This is a genomic window from Halopseudomonas sp. SMJS2, assembly GCF_029866945.1.
Classification (GTDB): domain Bacteria; phylum Pseudomonadota; class Gammaproteobacteria; order Pseudomonadales; family Pseudomonadaceae; genus Halopseudomonas; species Halopseudomonas bauzanensis.
Genome location: NZ_CP123446.1, coordinates 174,779 through 193,338, shown reverse-complemented (window position 1 = coordinate 193,338; position 18,560 = coordinate 174,779). Strand labels below are relative to the sequence as shown.

The 18,560-nt window shown below is 53.3% G+C and carries 20 protein-coding genes; 17 read left to right on the top strand and 3 right to left on the bottom strand.

What is annotated here, in order from left to right:
- Window positions 1-907 precede the first annotated feature (907 nt).
- On the bottom strand, window positions 908-1,342 hold the full coding sequence (locus QAO71_RS17885) for a hypothetical protein (RefSeq protein WP_280165789.1): 435 nt from the start codon (window positions 1,340-1,342) through the stop codon (window positions 908-910).
- A 76-nt stretch (window positions 1,343-1,418) separates the two neighbouring features.
- On the opposite strand from QAO71_RS17885, the gene QAO71_RS17880 reads away from it, so the two are divergent.
- From QAO71_RS17880 to QAO71_RS17870, 3 genes are all read left to right on the top strand, one after another.
- Window positions 1,419-1,853: a hypothetical protein gene (locus QAO71_RS17880; RefSeq protein WP_280165788.1), complete on the top strand. Its 435-nt coding sequence runs from the start codon at window positions 1,419-1,421 to the stop codon at window positions 1,851-1,853.
- Window positions 1,854-1,911: 58 nt separating this feature from the next.
- Window positions 1,912-3,012 (top strand): replication protein, encoded by a 1,101-nt coding sequence (locus QAO71_RS17875; protein ID WP_280165787.1) that lies wholly within the window; start codon window positions 1,912-1,914, stop codon window positions 3,010-3,012.
- A gap of 763 nt (window positions 3,013-3,775) precedes the next feature.
- Entirely contained in the window at window positions 3,776-4,180 is a 405-nt protein-coding gene (locus QAO71_RS17870; protein WP_280165786.1) for a hypothetical protein, read from the top strand.
- A 318-nt stretch (window positions 4,181-4,498) separates the two neighbouring features.
- Here the strand turns inward: QAO71_RS17870 and QAO71_RS17865 are convergent, their stop codons facing one another.
- Entirely contained in the window at window positions 4,499-4,774 is a 276-nt protein-coding gene (locus tag QAO71_RS17865) for a hypothetical protein (RefSeq protein WP_280165785.1), read from the bottom strand.
- Between the two features lie 91 nt (window positions 4,775-4,865).
- On the opposite strand from QAO71_RS17865, the gene QAO71_RS17860 reads away from it, so the two are divergent.
- The 10 genes from QAO71_RS17860 (at window position 4,866) to QAO71_RS17815 (ending at window position 12,839) form a co-directional block, all read left to right on the top strand.
- Window positions 4,866-5,297 carry a hypothetical protein gene (locus QAO71_RS17860; protein ID WP_280165784.1) on the top strand — a complete coding sequence of 144 codons (432 nt, stop codon included), beginning with the start codon at window positions 4,866-4,868 and terminating at the stop codon, window positions 5,295-5,297.
- 13 nt (window positions 5,298-5,310) lie between these two features.
- On the top strand, window positions 5,311-5,946 hold the full coding sequence (locus QAO71_RS17855; protein ID WP_280165783.1) for a hypothetical protein: 636 nt from the start codon (window positions 5,311-5,313) through the stop codon (window positions 5,944-5,946).
- Entirely contained in the window at window positions 5,943-6,428 is a 486-nt protein-coding gene (locus QAO71_RS17850) for a hypothetical protein (protein WP_280165782.1), read from the top strand. Before QAO71_RS17855 ends, QAO71_RS17850 begins: the two co-directional genes overlap by 4 nt.
- Window positions 6,429-6,441: 13 nt before the next feature.
- Window positions 6,442-7,230: a hypothetical protein gene (locus QAO71_RS17845; RefSeq protein ID WP_280165781.1), complete on the top strand. Its 789-nt coding sequence runs from the start codon at window positions 6,442-6,444 to the stop codon at window positions 7,228-7,230.
- A gap of 140 nt (window positions 7,231-7,370) precedes the next feature.
- Window positions 7,371-9,167: a PRTRC system ParB family protein gene (locus QAO71_RS17840; RefSeq protein ID WP_280165779.1), complete on the top strand. Its 1,797-nt coding sequence runs from the start codon at window positions 7,371-7,373 to the stop codon at window positions 9,165-9,167.
- A gap of 32 nt (window positions 9,168-9,199) precedes the next feature.
- Window positions 9,200-9,643, top strand: a complete 444-nt coding sequence (locus QAO71_RS17835; RefSeq protein ID WP_280165778.1) for a PRTRC system protein E — start codon at window positions 9,200-9,202, stop codon at window positions 9,641-9,643.
- 10 nt (window positions 9,644-9,653) lie between these two features.
- Complete coding sequence (locus QAO71_RS17830; protein WP_280165777.1) at window positions 9,654-9,863, top strand: PRTRC system protein C; 210 nt, start codon at window positions 9,654-9,656, stop codon at window positions 9,861-9,863.
- A 273-nt stretch (window positions 9,864-10,136) separates the two neighbouring features.
- Entirely contained in the window at window positions 10,137-11,387 is a 1,251-nt protein-coding gene (locus QAO71_RS17825) for a hypothetical protein (RefSeq protein WP_280165776.1), read from the top strand.
- On the top strand, window positions 11,377-12,084 hold the full coding sequence (locus QAO71_RS17820; RefSeq protein ID WP_280165775.1) for a hypothetical protein: 708 nt from the start codon (window positions 11,377-11,379) through the stop codon (window positions 12,082-12,084). Before QAO71_RS17825 ends, QAO71_RS17820 begins: the two co-directional genes overlap by 11 nt.
- Window positions 12,081-12,839 carry a PRTRC system ThiF family protein gene (locus tag QAO71_RS17815; RefSeq protein ID WP_280165774.1) on the top strand — a complete coding sequence of 253 codons (759 nt, stop codon included), beginning with the start codon at window positions 12,081-12,083 and terminating at the stop codon, window positions 12,837-12,839. Before QAO71_RS17820 ends, QAO71_RS17815 begins: the two co-directional genes overlap by 4 nt.
- On the opposite strand, the gene QAO71_RS17810 is transcribed toward QAO71_RS17815, so the two are convergent.
- Window positions 12,836-13,300: a hypothetical protein gene (locus tag QAO71_RS17810; RefSeq protein ID WP_280165773.1), complete on the bottom strand. Its 465-nt coding sequence runs from the start codon at window positions 13,298-13,300 to the stop codon at window positions 12,836-12,838. The two genes, QAO71_RS17815 and QAO71_RS17810, sit on opposite strands and share 4 nt — an antisense overlap.
- 2 nt (window positions 13,301-13,302) lie before the next feature.
- Between QAO71_RS17810 and QAO71_RS17805 the strand changes: the two genes are divergently transcribed.
- The 4 genes from QAO71_RS17805 to QAO71_RS17790 all read left to right on the top strand — a co-directional run bounded on the left by QAO71_RS17805 (window position 13,303) and on the right by QAO71_RS17790 (window position 18,474).
- The gene (locus QAO71_RS17805; protein WP_280165772.1) at window positions 13,303-14,694 is read left to right on the top strand and encodes a hypothetical protein; all 1,392 of its coding nucleotides are present in this window, start codon (window positions 13,303-13,305) and stop codon (window positions 14,692-14,694) included.
- 2 nt (window positions 14,695-14,696) lie between these two features.
- Window positions 14,697-15,431, top strand: a complete 735-nt coding sequence (locus QAO71_RS17800; RefSeq protein WP_280165771.1) for a hypothetical protein — start codon at window positions 14,697-14,699, stop codon at window positions 15,429-15,431.
- Window positions 15,428-16,405, top strand: coding sequence for a hypothetical protein (locus QAO71_RS17795; protein ID WP_280165770.1), 978 nt, complete (start codon window positions 15,428-15,430; stop codon window positions 16,403-16,405). The genes QAO71_RS17800 and QAO71_RS17795 overlap by 4 nt, the downstream gene beginning before the upstream one ends.
- A 542-nt stretch (window positions 16,406-16,947) precedes the next feature.
- Complete coding sequence (locus tag QAO71_RS17790) at window positions 16,948-18,474, top strand: sigma factor-like helix-turn-helix DNA-binding protein (protein WP_280165769.1); 1,527 nt, start codon at window positions 16,948-16,950, stop codon at window positions 18,472-18,474.
- The last annotated feature ends 86 nt before the right edge of the window (window positions 18,475-18,560 follow it).

Here is an 18,560-nt window from a genome sequence, read left to right as displayed (position 1 = left end):
AGACGCCTGGGTACCAGCTTTGACCTTCGGAGTTTTCGCAAACAGCTGAAAATGTCCCAGTCCGATCTGGCCGCTCTATTTGGAGTCGGCCGGACGACGTTCGGGGCGTGGGAGAAGCATAAGCCACCTCAGTGGATTGAGCTGGCCTGCAGAGGTCTCAGGGCCTCACTGATCTTTCCATCTATCAGCTCCCCCATGACAGCTCCGGATCTGATCCACGCGAGAAATCAGCTCGGCCTATCTCAGGATGACTTGGCTCGTGAGCTGGGCATTTCAAGACACACCATTTCTCGCTTGGAGAATGGGCATCCGCATAAGTGGATTGGGTATGCGATCGCTGCTTTAGCGGTAGTTACCCATATGGGTTAACCAAGGCTAGCGGCACTGTTGCTGCCCCTGATAATAGCTATCTCAAACAGTCATCCAGCAATACCCACCAAAATATTAGTAAGGGATAAAACACAGTGATCACCATCGCCACAAACTCGGGCCCCACGGTTATGTACGAGCAGGATATCTCTCAGGCAGTTGTCGCGTATGCGGCAGAGCACCTTCCCGGCTATCACGTCCATGCACAAATCGACGAAGCAGCGCCCTTTGGAGTGTGCTTCGAGGCCATACCGCTTGCCGGCCAGCCCGAGACCAGGAAGCTTACCGTTCACTAGGTTTTGCGTAGTGATTCGGTTTAATCCTCCCTATCGAGTGGAGACCGTCCTTGTAGTTTTTACGATCCGGAAGGCTGCATAAAACTCACTCAAAGACGCCGAGCCCAAGACGGCCAATGAAATTGAGGACTGCTTCACTTTCCACGCAGGTGCCGAGCATCACTATGGGCCCCGCCCTCCGGGGCTACTGGAAGGAGTTCGCATCCACTTCGTCAAACCAAGGGAGTGTCTGTAGTTGCTGATTACAAGGCCTTTCGATCAATGACATGCCGGATCTTGGGGATGCCATTCCCCTTTTCGGTGATGTAGTAGACGTTGCGGATCTCATGGCCTGGCTGATCGACGCATCCGGCGTCGGACGTGCATAGTGCTGGAGCCTTTTGCTTCATCGGTGTGGTCTGTGAACACACAATGTCTGACAGTCGGGCCTGACAGGTGTAGCCCTCTAGCTTGAGATCATTCACGAAGTTGAGCGTCTGCTGACTGGGGCTGTTGATCCAATTTGAGGCGCAACCGCTGAGGAACGCTGCAAGAAAGAGCGATGTTTGAACTTTGACTTGATGCTTCATGTGGGAGCCCTTTGTTTCGTCCACAAGAACATACCGGCAAGGTTCGGTGGCTTCCACCCAATCGGGGGGGAGAAACGGGTATCCAACAAGCTCATTGCCCTTGCCCATTTGTGCACCCCTTTTGAGTTGGAACGAGCCGGCAAATCGTTATGCTGATCAAAATCTAATGGTATTGAGGCATTGAATGTCGAAGGCTCTTAATTTCGCAGTTGGCTCGCTTTTTGTGATCAGTGCTGCTTTAGCGGTGGCCGCGTATAGCACGAATCAGCAGTTGGTCACTGAGGCTGCATCCGAAGCGGGCTACACCTTCTCCCAGGTCGACGACTTCAAGCGCAACGCCGTCCGAAATCTACTCGATGACCCAGATGGGCAGACTATAGTCGGGGTAGCTCATGAGCTATCGCTTCTACGCGTGGATAACACCTTTGCGGTGTGCTCTGACCAGGACGAAATCGAATCGTCCCAGTACCTTGAACTTGCCCAGATTATCGATCCTCTTAGCGATAGCGCTCCTAAGGTCAGCAACGAAATCGAGATGATTCTCTCCCTGGACCAGGGTATTACCGACTGTCAGTTCAGGGTTATCGAAGCTATCGCTCAGCCATCTACGTCGAGCTAGGGCCATGGGGAGCGTGATGAGAGAGATTGATCTGTTCGGTAAGCCATTGAGTACTTCCATGTCCAAGGCAAACACCGGCAAGGAAAGCTCGCCGTCCAAAATCATATCCCAGCCGGTGGTGCTGGGTGGCCGTAGCGGGCGGGTCACCCATACCGAGTACAAAATACCTGACTCGGAAACTCATCTCGGGAACCTGGTAGAAATTTACGATGCAGTACCGCGTTTCTTTGAATCGCGAACCGTTCATTCCCTCGAAAACATGAACCAAGAAATAACCTCGGAAGTGAGGTCGATGTCCTACACCCTCACGATTACTGCAGCCACGGTCCGTAAGCGCTCGCTTGAGAAGCTTCCTGACGGCAGCACCAAGCAGCATTTTCACAACGTGGGCATGTTCCCTGGCGTTCGTGAAGAATTCGTGGAGAAGGCGATTCGCAAGTTCTCGACCTTACAGACTGCCGATATCACCGCAGAACGATGTCTGGTTAAATTCACATTGTACGAGCTCAAGAAAGAGCTGGATGAGTTCGGACACCGGTATTCATACAGCGAGATCCGCGAAGCGCTTCAGGTGCTTGCACAGTCGAATGTCAGAATCGATGCTACTCTGCCTGACGGCACCTCCCTGGACATCTCCAGCGGCTACATCAATAACCTGATTATTAGGAGCCCCAGGCGTGACAGCGCCTATTACCAGGCTGGCAACGACGATCCCAGACCAAGATGCCAAGTCGAGCTCCATCCTCTCATCGCCCAGCAGGTCAAGCGTGGCGAGTTCCGCCTCTATCAATACGGGCTGGATATGTCTATTACTTCTGGGTTTGGTCGCGGCCTGCTCAGATTCGTTTCGATGTTTTGGAAGAATGCCAGCGAGGCAAAATCATTTAGATTTACAATGATGGAGTTCTTTGCATCAGGTAGTAATCGGCGACCGGGCAAATTCATCGCCCAGGACAACCGTCAGGTGAAGAGGGCTATCGAGAGCCTGATCAACGTTGGTCTGTTCAAGCCTGACTACAGGGTCATTCCAGTCAAGGCCAGCAAAGGACGCAAGATCCTAGACTACGAGTATGAAGTTTTCGCTACCAACAAATTCGTCACCACGGTCATTGAAGCAAATTCAGGCGCCGCTCGCCGCAAGCTCATTCCCTCCCGATAGATCCGTTCCCACCTACGTGCTGTAGGTGGGTTCAGATCAGTTGTCATATCAATCTACAAGATTCTATTTCAGCCATCCTCCCGGTGAGCTGCCGCGACTCGCGAGCGCATTAAAGATGTCCAGGACCTAACGACAACTCAGTTTAACTCGCCTTTCCTACTGTGTTCTGTACCCCACTATTCCCCACCCCTGTGGCACCCAGCAAAAGGGCCTTCCGAGCAGTGGCGCAGCACCAACCTCACATCAAGAACTTTGAATTTACCTTCATACTGTCCATGGTTTCAAGGCACCGTGCTGGCCTGCTTGATGCACGATCCGGAGCCCCTATGCGAAACTTAGTAGTGAGGTCTGGGACACTGTGATACCGAGGTATAGAACACTCTGGCACTGAGGTTTGAAACACTGTTTATTTAATGATCGATTTTGCTTGGCAAATGGGATTGTTATCTACGGCATCTAGTGGGGTCCTCGACACAGTAGCCACAGCTTTACTCAGGTCTGGGCCACAGTCAGGAGAAAATTAGTCAGGTTCAGGACATTCGCGTGCCACGTGGAAGTTACTGCTTATTCATATAAGTTAGGTATAGAACATTTTGTTACCTTGAATGGCCCGTTCTAGAGCCTGCCAACTCCCTTTCTTTTTCTTTCTCTCTTCTTCTTTATTCAAAATATAGGGGTTGGTAAACCCGGTCAGTGTGATTCACAGGCCGGTTCTGACACCAAGCCACTTCGTTTTCAATGAGGTCACAACTGGAGGTGACCAATGAAAATCGATAATCTTTTCACTCGAGCAAAAAACTGGCTGAACTCGTCAAACCCGGATCTGGCTCAAATTGCCAGCGCCTACCGGGGCATGCTTAAACGTATCAACACTGGCAACGTTGAGGTGGTCGATGACGCAGAAGCTGCCCTCGATCTGTTGGCTGAGACTTACGACAATCGCGGTGGCGACGTATCGATATTGCTGGCAACCCAGGAGCCCCCCCAAACTGAGATAGCACCTGAGAAGCCCCAAAGCGGGCCACAGCTTGATGCCAGCCCACTGGTACCCATCGATACCGCACCTCGGAAGGAATTGTCAGAAGACGAGCGCAGAAACATTCTTGCGGATCTGAAGCGCACGCTCCGCTCACCATCCCAGGGCAAATACCCCAATGCGCCTGCTTGAACAGGTCAAACGCTGGGTTGATCAGGAAGCGCCTGATAACGAGTCCCTAGCCCAAACGCTAGACAACCTCTGCTATCAGCTAGTAGGGGCTAGAACATCGTCTGGCAAAGCGGAGATTGAGGCAGCTATCTCGCATCTTCTCTATGTTCACCCTGAGCCCAAGCCGGAATTACTCAGGCCTGAAGGACAGATATCGTTGGAGCCAGATCCTGGCCCGTTGGTGCCTGTCGGCGAGGATGGGGAGAAGTGGGAGCCGCTGCTGAGTGCCGAGGAGAAACAGGCAGCGTTCCTTAGGCTGAAGCTGTGTTTGAAACCCTACTAAGGTTTTTGCTTCAGCCCATTCCCTTCGCCCGGCAAGCAAGGAACGATTGCAGCCTCGATGTACAGGTCTGCATCGAACAGCTCAATAGCAGCTTTGAGAAATGGGTCTTTCAGGAGAATGGCTAAAGCGGGGGCGTTCCGATTTATCTGTTTCCAGGACTCAGTTCGAAGTCTGTCTGGCAGCCTGGTAAGCCTGGCGAACCGAGGGGAGTCATCCTGACTGGTTGATTCCACAAAGGTCAGGTGAAAAACATCGTAACGTGTGTCGGACATCGGACCTCCAGTTGAGGCACCATTTGACCCTAATCCCGGCTCAGCTGAAACCGAACCGGGTATCATAAACAGGCAACAGGACGCATAAACCATGCAGGCATTGTTCATTACGGATGATCCGGGAAAGGTATTCCGTGCTCAGCAGGTTCTTCGCCCACTTGGAATCGAAACCTCCGGAATTAACTACGCCGGAGAGTGGGTGAAGTGTCCTCGCGAACCCTCAAAGCTAATTCTCGGTTTTGACCCCCTATTCGGTTGCATCGCCTCTATGCGACCGGACATCATCTTTGTGGCAGGTGGTAAATCCGAAGTGATGAATTCTTACCAGATCATCTCCGCCATTCGAGGAAATGCCGCCACACGGGATTCAGTGCTCATCCAGATTTGGTCCGGACTATCTCTACTTGGTTCGGCTGGCCCCGCTCGCATCGAAACGATTGTCGAGCCGATGACACTGGTCTCTGCCAGAACCGCCCTGAGTAACGTTCTGCCGGAACGTGAATGGGTCATTGATTCAACCTGATTTTGGGACTCACATGCGAAAGATTGCCTTAGGAACTTCGGCTGTTGCTATCGTGCTGGGGGGCTGCGCCACACCCCAGCCAACTACCCTAACCTCATATTCCTACGCATCTGAGCAACACTCGGGCACAGTTCTGGTTGAAGAAACCATTGCGCCCAGTGCATTTGGTTGCGCCCGGGATTGGCGTGAGGGCAAGCAGTATGTTCCTACCGGCATACACAGCATGTATCCCTTCAAATTTGAAGTTCAGATCCTGGCGCAAGGGCCAGGCAAGGACTCAGACGATATCAGCGTATCAGTTCCCGCCCACCGGGCTAACCCGGTTTTTGCTAAGGATTTCCAAAAGAGCGTAACGTGGATGCTCGGTACTGAGTCGAACGGGATGATCAGTCAAGGCGATCTGTTCTACTACCCACAAGGCTACTTCGTTCGGGCACGCGACCTCTCGATCAAGGACAACACTCTTCGACTTTGCCTCGGGGTAGATCGCATGTATGTCCCAGCTGACACGCTTGGTGGGACCGATGAACCATTGATTCGCCTTGATCGACTTACCATCCCATTTGAGGGTAAGTCGGGCGAGACCTACCGTTACACCCTTCAGGGAGCAGAGCCAGTAACGCTGACCGTTAAGGTGGACGTGAAATGATTTCTTCCAGTTTGTTGCGCGCCATACCGCTAGTCGCAGCGCTCATGTCGGGATACGCCTATGCCGTACCAGTCGTGGAAGTCTCGGTGTCCCAAGGTGACAGCCACATCTACCACTCCTACACCGAACTCACCGCAGGCCGGCACTCGATAGATCTTCGCGATGCTATCCCCTACCAGATCGCCGTAAAGGACCAGGTTAGAAATCGAGATATCTGTCGGGAAAGCGATTACCGGCCAGGACTCTTCCTGACCTTCAGGGACACAGGAGAAGGCACCGATGGCTCCTACAACATGGAGGTAATCGGCCAGGTCAGTTCCCTGAAGTCGATGACGCCAGGTGAAATCCTTTCATGTGGCCAAAACACCGTGGTGGAAATGGAGACAAAAGCGTTTTCCGATACATCTCAAATTCAGGTCGGCAAACCCAAGGTAATCGTGATCGATAATTCTTGGACTGTGCTCGTCACCATTAACGAATAACGGGGTACCCCCCATGGGCTGGAGTTATGCGCGCGTTGATTTCTTACCTGCAGTTGGGGCCTATTGCATATTTTGCCGCCGCGAGCTGAAGGCGAAGAAAGGCATAGTTGTTCGACAGAGCGACGGCCGCGAAGCATTTTCCGGTCCAGGCTGCGCCAAATCCAAGATGGGGGACCCAAAGGAACGGCTCCTCGACGTTGCCAGCATGGCACTGCTGGTCGTAGAGGGTCGGCGCGGTGAAGCCGCAAGATCGGGTCCCAGTTCAACGGCCTCCCCCGGCGAGCAACCGGAACCCCGCCTCGATCCGGGCAATGAAACGAGCGAAGCCCCCTCCCCTTCTGCAATCCATCTTCCAGCTGTTGAATATCTGCGGCTTCGATACGAGGTCATGGGTGAGTTCAACGGCAACGTCACCGCAGTCATGCGCCAGGCGTATTGGCATCTCAATAAAACTGGAGTGCTGAGTCCTGACGCCGAAGGTTTGCTGTTGGGGATCATGCGCAAGTCAGCCATCGACAACAGTGTCTTCTCCGACAGGAATATCCGGCGCTGCATCGGCCTGGAGTACTGGCTCAAGCTGGCTCTTCAGAACACGAAGCCAGATAGACGTGACTATCTAAACTCCATGCTCGACACACTGCATTATGAGTGGTCGCTGTCCCAGGGTCAGATAGAGGCCATCAACAAGTGGGGGAAGGGGCTGAGAAAAACCATGACTAGCTTTCCCACGCTGAACAACAGATCGTTTGCAGGGGTCCGCAGACCTGACTTCATGATCCGTAGCCGCGAGACTCGATCTTAGGTACTGACCAGCAGGTTGCGGACCAGTCCATGCCCACCACCCCCGTGCCATTTGGCCGGGGGTTTTTCTTTGCTTCTCGGTTCTGACACAGACGGGACGGGCTCAATCTAGCCCTATCTTAATCAGCGAGAGCAAAAACCATGACCGATTCAACTACTACTGCAGAAGTCATACACGATCTGGATGTGAACCGGATTCGACGTAATCCTCGGATCGATCCTCGCAAGAGTCGTAATAAGGAAAGCTATACCGCTTTCGTTGAAAGTGTGCGTGATCGTGGCGTTCAGCAGCCCATCACTGTACGCCCGGTTGAAGGCGATCCCTACCACGACTATGAAGTTGTTGCCGGTAATACCCGCTGGAACGGGACCATTGATGCAGGCCGTGCAACCGTGCCCTCCATCATCCGCATCATGACGGACGAGGAGGCAATTCAGTTTGCCATCATCGAGAACGTGCAGCGTCGTGATCTGACGCCGATTGAAGAAGCTCGGGCGGCAAAAGACCTGCTTGCACAGACCGGCAACGATCAGGTTGAGGTTATGCGGATTTTGGGCTGGTCCCAAACCAAACTGAACTCACGGGTGCTGCTGACTCATGCGTGTAGTGAGGTTGAGGACGCACTACTGCAGGGACAGATCAAGATCGGTCATGCTGAACTGCTCTGCCCGCTTGAACCGGCTGCTCAGGCCGTCATTCTCGGCAAAATCATTGCCGCTGGCATGTCAGTCATAGATGCCAAGAACCGCTTGATGGCTCTAACCCGGAGCATCGAAAAGGCAACTTTCGACACAACTGGCTGCGTCGGATGTGCCCATAACTCCTCAACGTTCGCGGATATGTTTGATGATTCGGTCGGAAAAGGACAGTGCCAAAACCTGACCTGTTGGACTGAGAAGGTTTCCAGCCATATGGAAGCGAGTATCACCGCTGCCAAAGAGGACTATGCCCTCGTTTACCGCTCCGACCAGCTCCCTGCCGGTGGTTACACCGTGATCGCTACTGATGGGAATCAGGGCATCGGGACTGAGCAGGTGGGTGCTTGCCGCTCCTGTGAAAGCTATGGCGCTGTAGTCAATGCACAGAACGGCAAGGAAGGCATTACCACTGGCCGTCACTGCTTCAACCTCGAATGCCATAAAGGGAAGGTCGAGGAATATCAGAATCTGGTGATCTTGGCGACTCAGGGCAATGTTCAACCTGCAGAGTCCGCGGCTAAAACTGATGGTGATTCTGCTGCTGGGTCAGATAAGCAGGCGAAGGTTGGCAAGAATGCCAAGGCCAAGTCAGCCGCACCACGCGAGTTGCGCAAGGCGCTGAAGCGCATTCGCCACGAAACTAACGTGAAGCTTGCCCAGCGCGAAGTTCGGCAGAACAAGAACTACGCATACGCACAGGCCATTTTCACCTTGATGAAACATCTGGTCGGGGGCGTTGGCACTGAAAAGATCAAAGAGATTACCAGCGGCTTCGGCATTGCTGATCGTCCCTACAGTGAGCACGAAGCAGCGGTCTGGACTGCGAAGCTGGCTAAGCAGCCCACAGAACTACTCACTGATCTGATCGTGCGGCTCGGCGTTCTCAACCTTGAACGATCTGTCACCAACGATGCATACGACACCAGCGAGGGTGCAGCCCTATCGCGCTCGGTGGTCGAGCAAGAAGGTCTGGCCTACGAAGATGCGTTCTTGGTCGATCAGGCATATCTCGATGCGCTGACCAAGGAAGAACTCCTCGATGACTGCAAATTCTCTGGCTTCGCTATCGCCTACGACGAGAAACATGGCGAAGGGAGTTTCAAGAAGCTGGCCAATGGCAAGGTTAAGGATTTGGGGAAGGCAATGCTGGCGCTCGAAGGCTTTGACTGGAAAGGCTATCTCCCTCCGCTATTTGGGAATAAGGCCACCAAGGGTACTGACACAGCCCTTGCGGCCTAATAATTCTCCCATCGCAAACAAGGAGTTCGACCATGACTTTTTTTACCGATATTTCCAAGGCTATCACCAGTGAAGGCAAGCGCATCCATGTTGAAATCTCCGGCGTGGCCGGGGGGCAGATACGGGTTGTCATCACCCCCGAGCTGGGCGCTGTGCCTGAGAAGGCCAGCCCAGACGTGGTTCGCGTCTACGGTCTGATGGCTCGCCCCATGATCGTTACCGGCGACCCTCAAGAGGTAGAAGCCGCCTTGGCAACAAAGATGCAAGGTATGCGGCACGTAATCGATGCTGGTGAGGATACCCTCCTCGCCCTCGCTGAGATCGCAAAAAATGCCACTGAGAAGGCAGCTTCTGCCAAGGCCCCAGCAGCGACAGAAGCGAAGGACAGCGGTGCTGATGAAATGCCCGCGTCCGAAGATGCGGCCCAGGACGATGACACCTCAGCCGACGCCACTGACATCGCCAAGGAATTCTGAGGGGAACTTTATGGCAGCAATCATCGAGATGGGGCGGGTGTTCCGGTATGCGGGTCTGGATTTGGAAGACCCCAATCCTGAGCTGGATTCCCGCGAAGTACTGCGTCACTACGCCCGTATGTACCCACGGCTCAACGGCGCAAAGATCATTGATCCCGTGGTAGAGGGCGACAAGTACGTCTATGAGTTCCGGGAGGCGAATTATGGCGACAAAGGCTAAAGCACTGGCCTTGCTTGATAGCTGGGCGGGTGGTTCTGACACCGGCCCGATCAAGGAAACTATGGGTATCAGAGATTACAAATTGACATCCAAACAGGCCGAATCGCTATGGACGCTTGCATCAGCAAAGAGTGGAGTCCCACTCAGTACCGATTCCCCGCTGCCCCGGTAGCAGCTTTGCCAAAGCCCAACCCCACTGCAGGGGTTCGGGCCTACCTTGATTCATTACCTGAACGTACCATGGGCCTACGTGACTCGGAGATTCCAAGTCGCGTGAGCTTCCTGAGAGCCTGCGCAAGCGACGATCTTGTCAGCGAGGCATCATTAGAGCGATTGGTGGAGCGCGAGACCCTGGTGAGCCTAGAGATGGCAATTCAGGACGCAGTCCTCTCGTTCGGGCAGACCTTCCAAATCCGCAAACGCCCTTTCACCAAGACAGCCCGCAGTCGTCTCAAACTAATCGGATGCAGAGATTCAGCCCTGCCCGTTGAACTGATTCACCTGCTGGCCAGGGAGTCGGTGACTGTCGGTCTGCTAGAGCCGAATAAAGTCGTGTCTTTGCTCAATACTGGCGAACGAGCTGCTGGACTACTGCTAGGGGAATTCAACAAGAGCGTTCATTCATATTTGCCAGAGGGTATTGGCTTGGAAGTCGATCAGAGCGCAATGATGCTGGTATCGCATTCGGGCATTCGCTTTGACATGAATCTGCCCGAGGATGATTCTGCTTCAAGCCACGCGCTGCGAATGGCTGTAATGAACACTCTGCATGCCATGAGTATGGGCATGATCTTTTTCAACCATCCTCAACTGATGTTTGATCCTGATTTTGGTATTTGTTACGTCCTTCAGGAGGTTTGGGACACTTTCAGAACATCAATAAATGGGAAGTCCGTCGAAGCCATAGAAGAAATGATTCTGGACATAAATCTTGAGGACCTGGAAGTTGAACTGTACTTCCTCGGCGTTGAAGAGGCTGTCGAACTCCATTCCAACCCCGAGGCGTTGAGAGAGTTGGCCCTTATACTCCACGAGCTGGATACGTTCGCCCGCCTGTATGGCATCGACACGTCTGCATACGACCGTGGCATGCCGGAAGCATGTGAGCAACAGATCGATATGATGCACGGACAGGCTGAGCGCTATCCCGAACACGCTCAGGTTTATCAAGTATTGATAGGAGCAATGCGGTCCGTAGCTGATCACAATCTAGCTGGTAAAACGTATAGCGGTATATCAGACACAGTCGCGGTGCAGAACGGTTCTGAAAATCTCGAAGGCGTTATGCCGTTAATGCAGGGCGTCTTTGTCCTCCCGTCCTATAACTTTTGCCATCTAGGGGAGATTGTCGATCAGTCTATCAATAACGATATAGACAGCTCGGGGTATCCAGCCATTGCGTTTGAATATGGTGTGGGGGTCGTGACACAGACTCTAAAGCCTATGATTGAGGTCATTGCAGAGGCGAACTCTCTGCTGACAAAGATCATGAACGTATTGAAGGAGGTTGAAAATGCTGGGTAAGCGCACCGAGTCGATTGCAATTCTGGTTCACCGCAACAGCGATACGCGAATTGTTGAGGTGACCTCCCACAAGGTCGTTCCTGCAGGCGGTAGCTTTACCCTGGGGGCAGGCCGGTTGTTCAACCAACAGGACAAGGACGCCATGCTGGACGTGTTCGCTGGCACCCAGTCAGCCCTCCAGATGGTTCCCGACAACGTCATTGCGCGAGACGCGTCCTGCCTCAGCATGATCTGGTACAAGAAGGCCCACATGGCAACCGTACGTTTCCGTAAGGCCGAGTACACAGTCAAGCTGCCATGTCTCGTGTTTATCAAGATGGAGGGTGAGCCGCTTCGGGTGTTCGCTACCAAGGGCAATGCACGACCGACCGCAGATACCACTCTGTATGTTGCCCCGCTGGGCAATATAAATGTCGATGGGACCATGTGTGGCGGCAACGTGAGGACAAAGGATTTCGACGGCAGCGCTGCTGCAATTGCCGCAAATGAGTCCTTCGCGATTGAGGCAACCAGTACTCACCTTGGCAATGCCAATCCAGCCAAAGGCATCACCACACAAGATGCCTATCAGGAGTTCATCGCCGAGCTTTCGGTTTCAGGGAAAGCCTTCCCGACTAAAAGCCTTGTTCCCTTAACTGCAGGCTATGAACGCAACAAGCTCACCTTGGCTGCATACTTGCCGGGTGGTGCAGCATGAGCGCAGTCATTCAAGCAAAGTTCAAGCGCACCGAATACAAGACCCCTCAGACTTGGAGATCGGATGCTATCAAGGTGGTTGTAATCGGTGCCGGAGGAAATGGTAGTGAGGTGGTGGACACTCTTGCGACCTTCCACCACGCTCTGATTTCCCTTGGCCACCCCGCTGGTCTGCATGTAACAGTGATCGACGACGCAGTTGTGCGAGAGCCAAACCTTGTTCGCCAACGCTTCTGGCCGTGTGATCTTGGCCAGTACAAGGCTATCGCTCTGGTGAATCGCTACAACATGATGCTCGGCCTGCAGTGGGAGGCGCGACCAGAGCAATTTTCAGCAGCGAAAGAGCAATCAGCCGTTAGACGGGCAGATATTGTCATCAGTGCTGTTGACACTGCATCAGCGAGGCGGGAAATAGCCCATGCATTCAATCATCACAATGGGATGTGGCTTGATCTGGGCAACGCTCACAGGCATGGGCAGGTCATTTTCGGTGCGCTAGACCCTGCTATGCGTACAAAATACCCGACTGCCGTGGACATTTATCCAGAAATTCTGACGATGAAAGACTCACTGGAAAAGTCATGCTCGGCGGCTGAGTCACTTGCGACTCAGGATTGCTTGATCAACCGCGCAGTCACGACTGCAGGGATGTCGATCATTTGGGAGGTATTGCGCTACGGCAAAACGGATAAAAACGTGGTTTCGGTCAACCTCGAAACCGGCGAGAACATGGTTGGGAAGTTTCCCGACCACTAAAACAGATCAAGTTGCTTTTCACCCCTAATCGGGTGGATTGATGCCCCCTCGGTGTGGATAGTGGTGCGACCGAAGTCAAAGGTTCCAAGGGCAAAGTCCCTGTAGCCGCAACGATGAATGGTCTCGGCGCACCTGCGACATAGCAAGTGCGTATGTAGCTCGAAGATGTCTTCAGAGGCGACGGGCGAGGTTAGGGCCTGGCGATGCACTGGTGATTTGCACAAGGTAGCCATGTCGCGCGTCCTTTGGATGAGCACCAGGTGAACCTGCCGATTGAAACTGACATAGGCAAGTTGTGCTGATGGTTGAGTACACATGGTTTCTGCCATAGGCGTTGGGTCGAGATGTTTTTCCGTTATGTTCAAAGCTCTGTTACCGCTGCTGCCTGCAGTGAAATACCCCACAAAGCCAGACGCAAGCCTTGGGAGTGAGGCCGGCGTCAGTTGAGGCAGGAAAATCATACATGAAGATGCTCCATTTCTACGACGCGCTAACGGTTGGGCGTAGCTCCTCAGAGGGCCAAGTACTTCGTTTCGACTCCGCTTCGTTAACTGAAGGCCCAGCAGCTGCCGATACAACGTACATCCAGGTTCGCGATGACGTTTTCATTGAACCTGCAGGGATTGAGTACACGGAGCTGTATGACCATGCACTTAACCAGGGCGTAAGCGAGTACGAATGGTCGCGCCAGATCGAATCTTTGTTTCTCAGGCCTAAAACGGTTCATATCGGCCTTGGCTCGACTTCTGGGTGCGATGGCTACATCAGAAACGCCCTTTACCGCTGCCTTTCCCTCTACCCCAATACGAGCCTGCCAAGGCGTGTCCAATTCTTGGACATCACTACCCTCACGCGAGCTATCCATATCCTAAGGCCGGAATCGATAGGTTGGGATCTTGGGGCAGCGGTAAATAATGACTTTCAACTTCGCGACAGGCTTTTGCGGATGCCCGAGTTTGAGGATGAAAATAACGCTAAGCGGTTGGTGAAGCTCTTCGCTCACCTCACCTCGGTGGCCAAAAAGCTTGTTTCCTTTGCCATGGAGTACGCAGCCCCGGATCGCTCTAAGGCCCTGCTTGGGCTAGATAATGGTGCTCTAAGTGACATGGCAAGCGTCAATCCATGCGTGGTGATACACCAAAGCATTCCGAATGAACGGCACTTTGGGGTTTTCATGGCCATCGCTGTTGACATGAGCTATCCAGACATTGTCTACCTGGCAGATCTATCTTGCGATCTCACGGAATTGTGCGATCCCCACACGCCTTCTCTCGACCAATTGGTCCGCCGTCGGCCGGACCAGGTCTCGGCGCCAATCGTTCGCCTGAACCTGAGCCGACTCCCTTTCATAGCGCCTTTTGCAACCATAAGGCCTGAGGACGCTCAGCGACTGTCTTTGAACATCGGCAAGGTGAACGAGAACATTGAGCTGCTGCGTGGAGCAGATCAGATGGTGATGCGGCTTCTTGATGAGCCAATCATCGGCGATACGAGAATGCCCGCTGACGTTGATTATCGAATGCTCGCTGGTGAATACCACGAGGCCGACCGGAATCTGATCCAGCGCCTTCACGCTGCGGATTTTGCAAAGTGGCCGGAACTGCTCCCGCAGGCTCATGACAATCGCATTCTTGAATTAGGCCGGCGTGTTTTACTCCGCAACCGCCCGGATCTACTTACCGACTCTGAGCGGCGACTTTGGAAGGGAAAGCTCAAAGAGCTTTACTGCGGCGCGAATGTGACCCCTGATCGGGTGGAATCAATCCTCAAAGCCGCCGAAGATAGCGTTAAAGTTGCCCCAGGGATGAAAGGCCCTGTTTCGCACGTAAACCGACTGAGACGTCTTTTAGGTTAGCCATGAGCGATAGTGTTCCTATATTTGACCCATACGCCGAGATTCCTTTCGTTGGCTACCGATGCCCCGTTAAAGGCAACCCGGAAAGTTACTGGTCAATGATGCATTTCGTTGAGGCTGAGAAGCTTCGGGGGGTGGATGATGAATACCGGGCCTACATATTAGGCCTTCGAGACCGTGATGATTTCATTCTTGAAACAGCAGGTGTCGCTGCGCAGTTCGAGCCCAGCGCGTATTGGGTGGAAAACCGTCTCCTCGCTTTGTACGCCGGTCTCTATATGCAGCTTGTTCAGAACAAGGACAAACTCATGCCCATCATTGGGGATGAAGAGTACGAGTACCCCTCCCCAGCACTTAAGCAGACCCGGGACTCGATTGTTGAGCGGCTGGCCTCACCCGAACCATGGCGCCGCGTACTCTTCTTGGGACAGGGGGAGGATTCTGTCCAGGTAAGCGGGATCATGGACCACATCTTCTCCAACCGTAATCCTGATGAGATATTCATTCTGAATGAGCCCGGCACTTCAGACGCTGTAGAACGATATGCTCATGACAACTACATTCCGATCCGAATTTTGGGGATCGATGCAAGCTACTCATCCAAGGAATTCCTGGGCAAGATAAGCCATGTGTTTTGCCTTGGCAGTCTCGATGCAGCGTCCGAATCTGCAAGAAGCGCATACGACTCGGTCTCAGCGGAAGGCATGAAGATTCATCAGGTTGATCTCTCAGAATGATGCGCATCAGTTGCATCACTTTCGGTATCGCTCTGATCGCCGGGTGCGCCTCAAACCAGCCAACATGGGTTACCGATAGGCCGGCAGCTTTGTGTACCGAGGGCATTGAAGTCCAGTGTCTCTCCGAGCTGGTGAACGCCCTGATCGACGGTAGACAGGATTTAGGCCCTTACCTTCAACACAGGCTCGTTGCGCTTGACGCCGCAGGGATGATCCGACTGAAACCACAGGTCCGGGAGCAGTGGACAACTTCTGACGAGCCAGGCGTTCAACAACAGCTACAGGCCTTCACAGAAGCCGGTCAGAACCTCCGATTGATGATTGATGGCCACAGCAACAGGGCTCTTGCTGCATCGCTCAGGATAGAACACCAGCCGGCTAGTGACTTCGCTGTTCTGAACATAATCAACCATACAGCTCAGCAGCTCGACAGTGATGAGCTCGGTCAGGCTCTGAACACGCTATCGATCCGCAACACCAAGGGTTATCACAAGGCACTTCAAGGGAGATTGAACGGACTGTTGATCACTGGCGATCTTGAGCGTGCAAAAGCTCTTCGCCAGTACCTGCTGGCCAATGCAGAGGGTCCCGGAAAACATTTTGATCTGGTGGTGGAGATTGCTGCAGCTTACGCATTATCTGGCCTGCCGGGTGATTCACGACAGATCGCAGGGGAGGCATTTCGCGTCTCCTCTTCACTTGCAACCAATGATAACCGCAGGCTAATTGGCATAGCGCTTAATGCTTCCTCAGGGGTGTATCCACCTGAACAGGACTTCCATTTTTTCACGGATGATTCAAAGCGTCTTGACGCCTATTTGTTGGTCTCTGATCTCGCGCAGCGCAACGGCAAACCGGACCTCGCTCTCCGCGCACTCAACGATGGCGTGAGATTGATTCAAAAGTCTGGTTTCACGGGATCAAGGCCCGAGGCGATCCTGAATATCGCGTTGATAGCATCGGGAATAATTTGATCCACAATTCCTGTGCATAACTCTGTGGACACTCCTTCCCCCACTCACCAGCACGTCAAATATTTCGCCTGGGTGTTTTTTGAACAGCGATCAGTGTCTGCAGAGCTTTCGGGTCCAGCGCCTATTGTGACTCATCCCGATCTGGCTGATGATAATGCCATCGATAATCTAAATGGTCCGCTTCGATGAACAGCACCCCTGACAATACGACGCCAAACCAACCCTATACTTTGACCGTCGCCGAGCTATGCACCCTCAATGACCTTTCTGTAGAGAAGGCTGAGAGAGCGTTGGCTAGCCTGCAGGACAAAGGACTGGTTACTGGATTCGTTCTTGGTGACCTGCGGGCTCCGATAACAGTTACGGAGGCGGCCTCCAAGTATTTCAAATAAGGACCGGTCAGTTTGTCCTTACTCCCCGGCCTTGAGATTGGGTCGTCGGCCCCACATCTCTGCCGAATTCTTTCTCTTACCTGGTGGTGACACACCCTCCTCGACCTGATCCTGAACTCAATTATTCAGCGATCAAGTCGCGAGGACATCATGAAAGAAGCTACCCAAGCTAAAAATCAGCCAGCTGCGGAGGCAACAGCACACCCAGGCTTTAGCCTTTGCCTCGATCTGCCTCCCCTACCCGACCTGCAGTGCACCGAAAGCTCGTCACACGACCGCAACTGCGCAATGGCAGTTCGCATCCACCTCTTGTCGTCAAAGCTTATGGCATTGCTCTCTTGCGATACCCAGATCCTTGAGCGGCTGGTAGATCGCGTAGTTGAGGCAAGCCATGGCGATATCGAGAGGTCAGCAGACTTGGTCTGTGTCGATGGGCTTTGGCAGCGAATTGGCTCTGTGCCGGCCGAGGAGTTCTCACTTTTGATCCAACGCAAAGCTCTCCTAATCAAGAGCCAAATTGCAGAGGTTCGAGCGATCGGTATTTCAGCTGATACTGGGGATCTGTTCCGTATGGCCGCGACAGCTCGGCTCACGCGCTCGGCGTCCGAGTTCATTCCCTATGATCTGTTGTTGAATTCATCCTTGGAGGAGTTTCGCGCCAGGTGTTTAGAGCTCGAGGTAGGTGTTCGAGAGATTGCCAATTTTGCAGCGCGAAGCTTGCGCATCTCATACCGGCAAGCCCGGGAGGCTGGTCATGGTCTCTGGGGATCACCGGTACTGTACAGCAGCCTGGTGAAAGCGGCCGGGTACGAATACAGCTTGTGTCCTGCCAAAACGAAGAGAGCGTTTCGGTCCGAGCTTATCAGCATGCAGACCGCTGTTGTTCATCTCGCCACCGGGGCCGATGTGCCAGTGAACGACATGCTTTGGTGCTGGGACAACTTCCGTTCAACAAGTCGGTTGCTGGATGAAACCTTAGGCCGATTCGCCACAGCAAATCGAGGCCTGGTCGAAAAGGCTGTCTGGAATTATTCCTCCTCAGGAGATCCGGATTCGATTCGATCGGCAGCCCAACTTGGCTTGGTTCGAGCCATGCGTCGCTTTGCGCCAGAAAAGGGCTGGAAGTTCTCAACTTATGCAACCACATGGATTCAGCAGTGCATTTTGCGAGATCTCGGGATGAAAGATGTCATTCGACTTCCTGAAGGGTCACACAAGGCTCTTGGTACCCTCAGCCACCTGCTGAAGGACAAGCCTAACGCTTCGGATGCATGGCTCGCGGAGAAGTCCGGACTATCGCGGTACGAGGTACAAAATCTCATGTACTTCGTAAATCAGCGGAGTGCCGTCTCGATGGATTCTTTGATGGTCGGGGACGCTAGTGACGCAGGAGGAGTGCACGAACACATCAGTGATCCTAACAATAATTTCATTGATGATTTGATCGAGGAAGATACTGCAGCATTCGTACTTGATACGATTCGTCAAGTGCTTTCTGACAAAGAACTGGCCATCCTCACAGCACGCTTTGGGCTGGGCAATGCGTCGCCTCGGACACTGAAGGAACTCGCTGATGAGTATTCCCTCTCTCCTGAGCGTATCCGCCAGATCGAAGTCCAGGCTGTCAAAAAACTGCGCGATAGCGATCTCGCTGAAGCGTTGATGGAGCTGCAATGATGATAAAAAATGTGCTTTGTCCAAGCGAGGTCGAGGTGGCCGGTGTTGTCGCTACCTTCGTTGCGCATGGACTGCTTAATGACCAG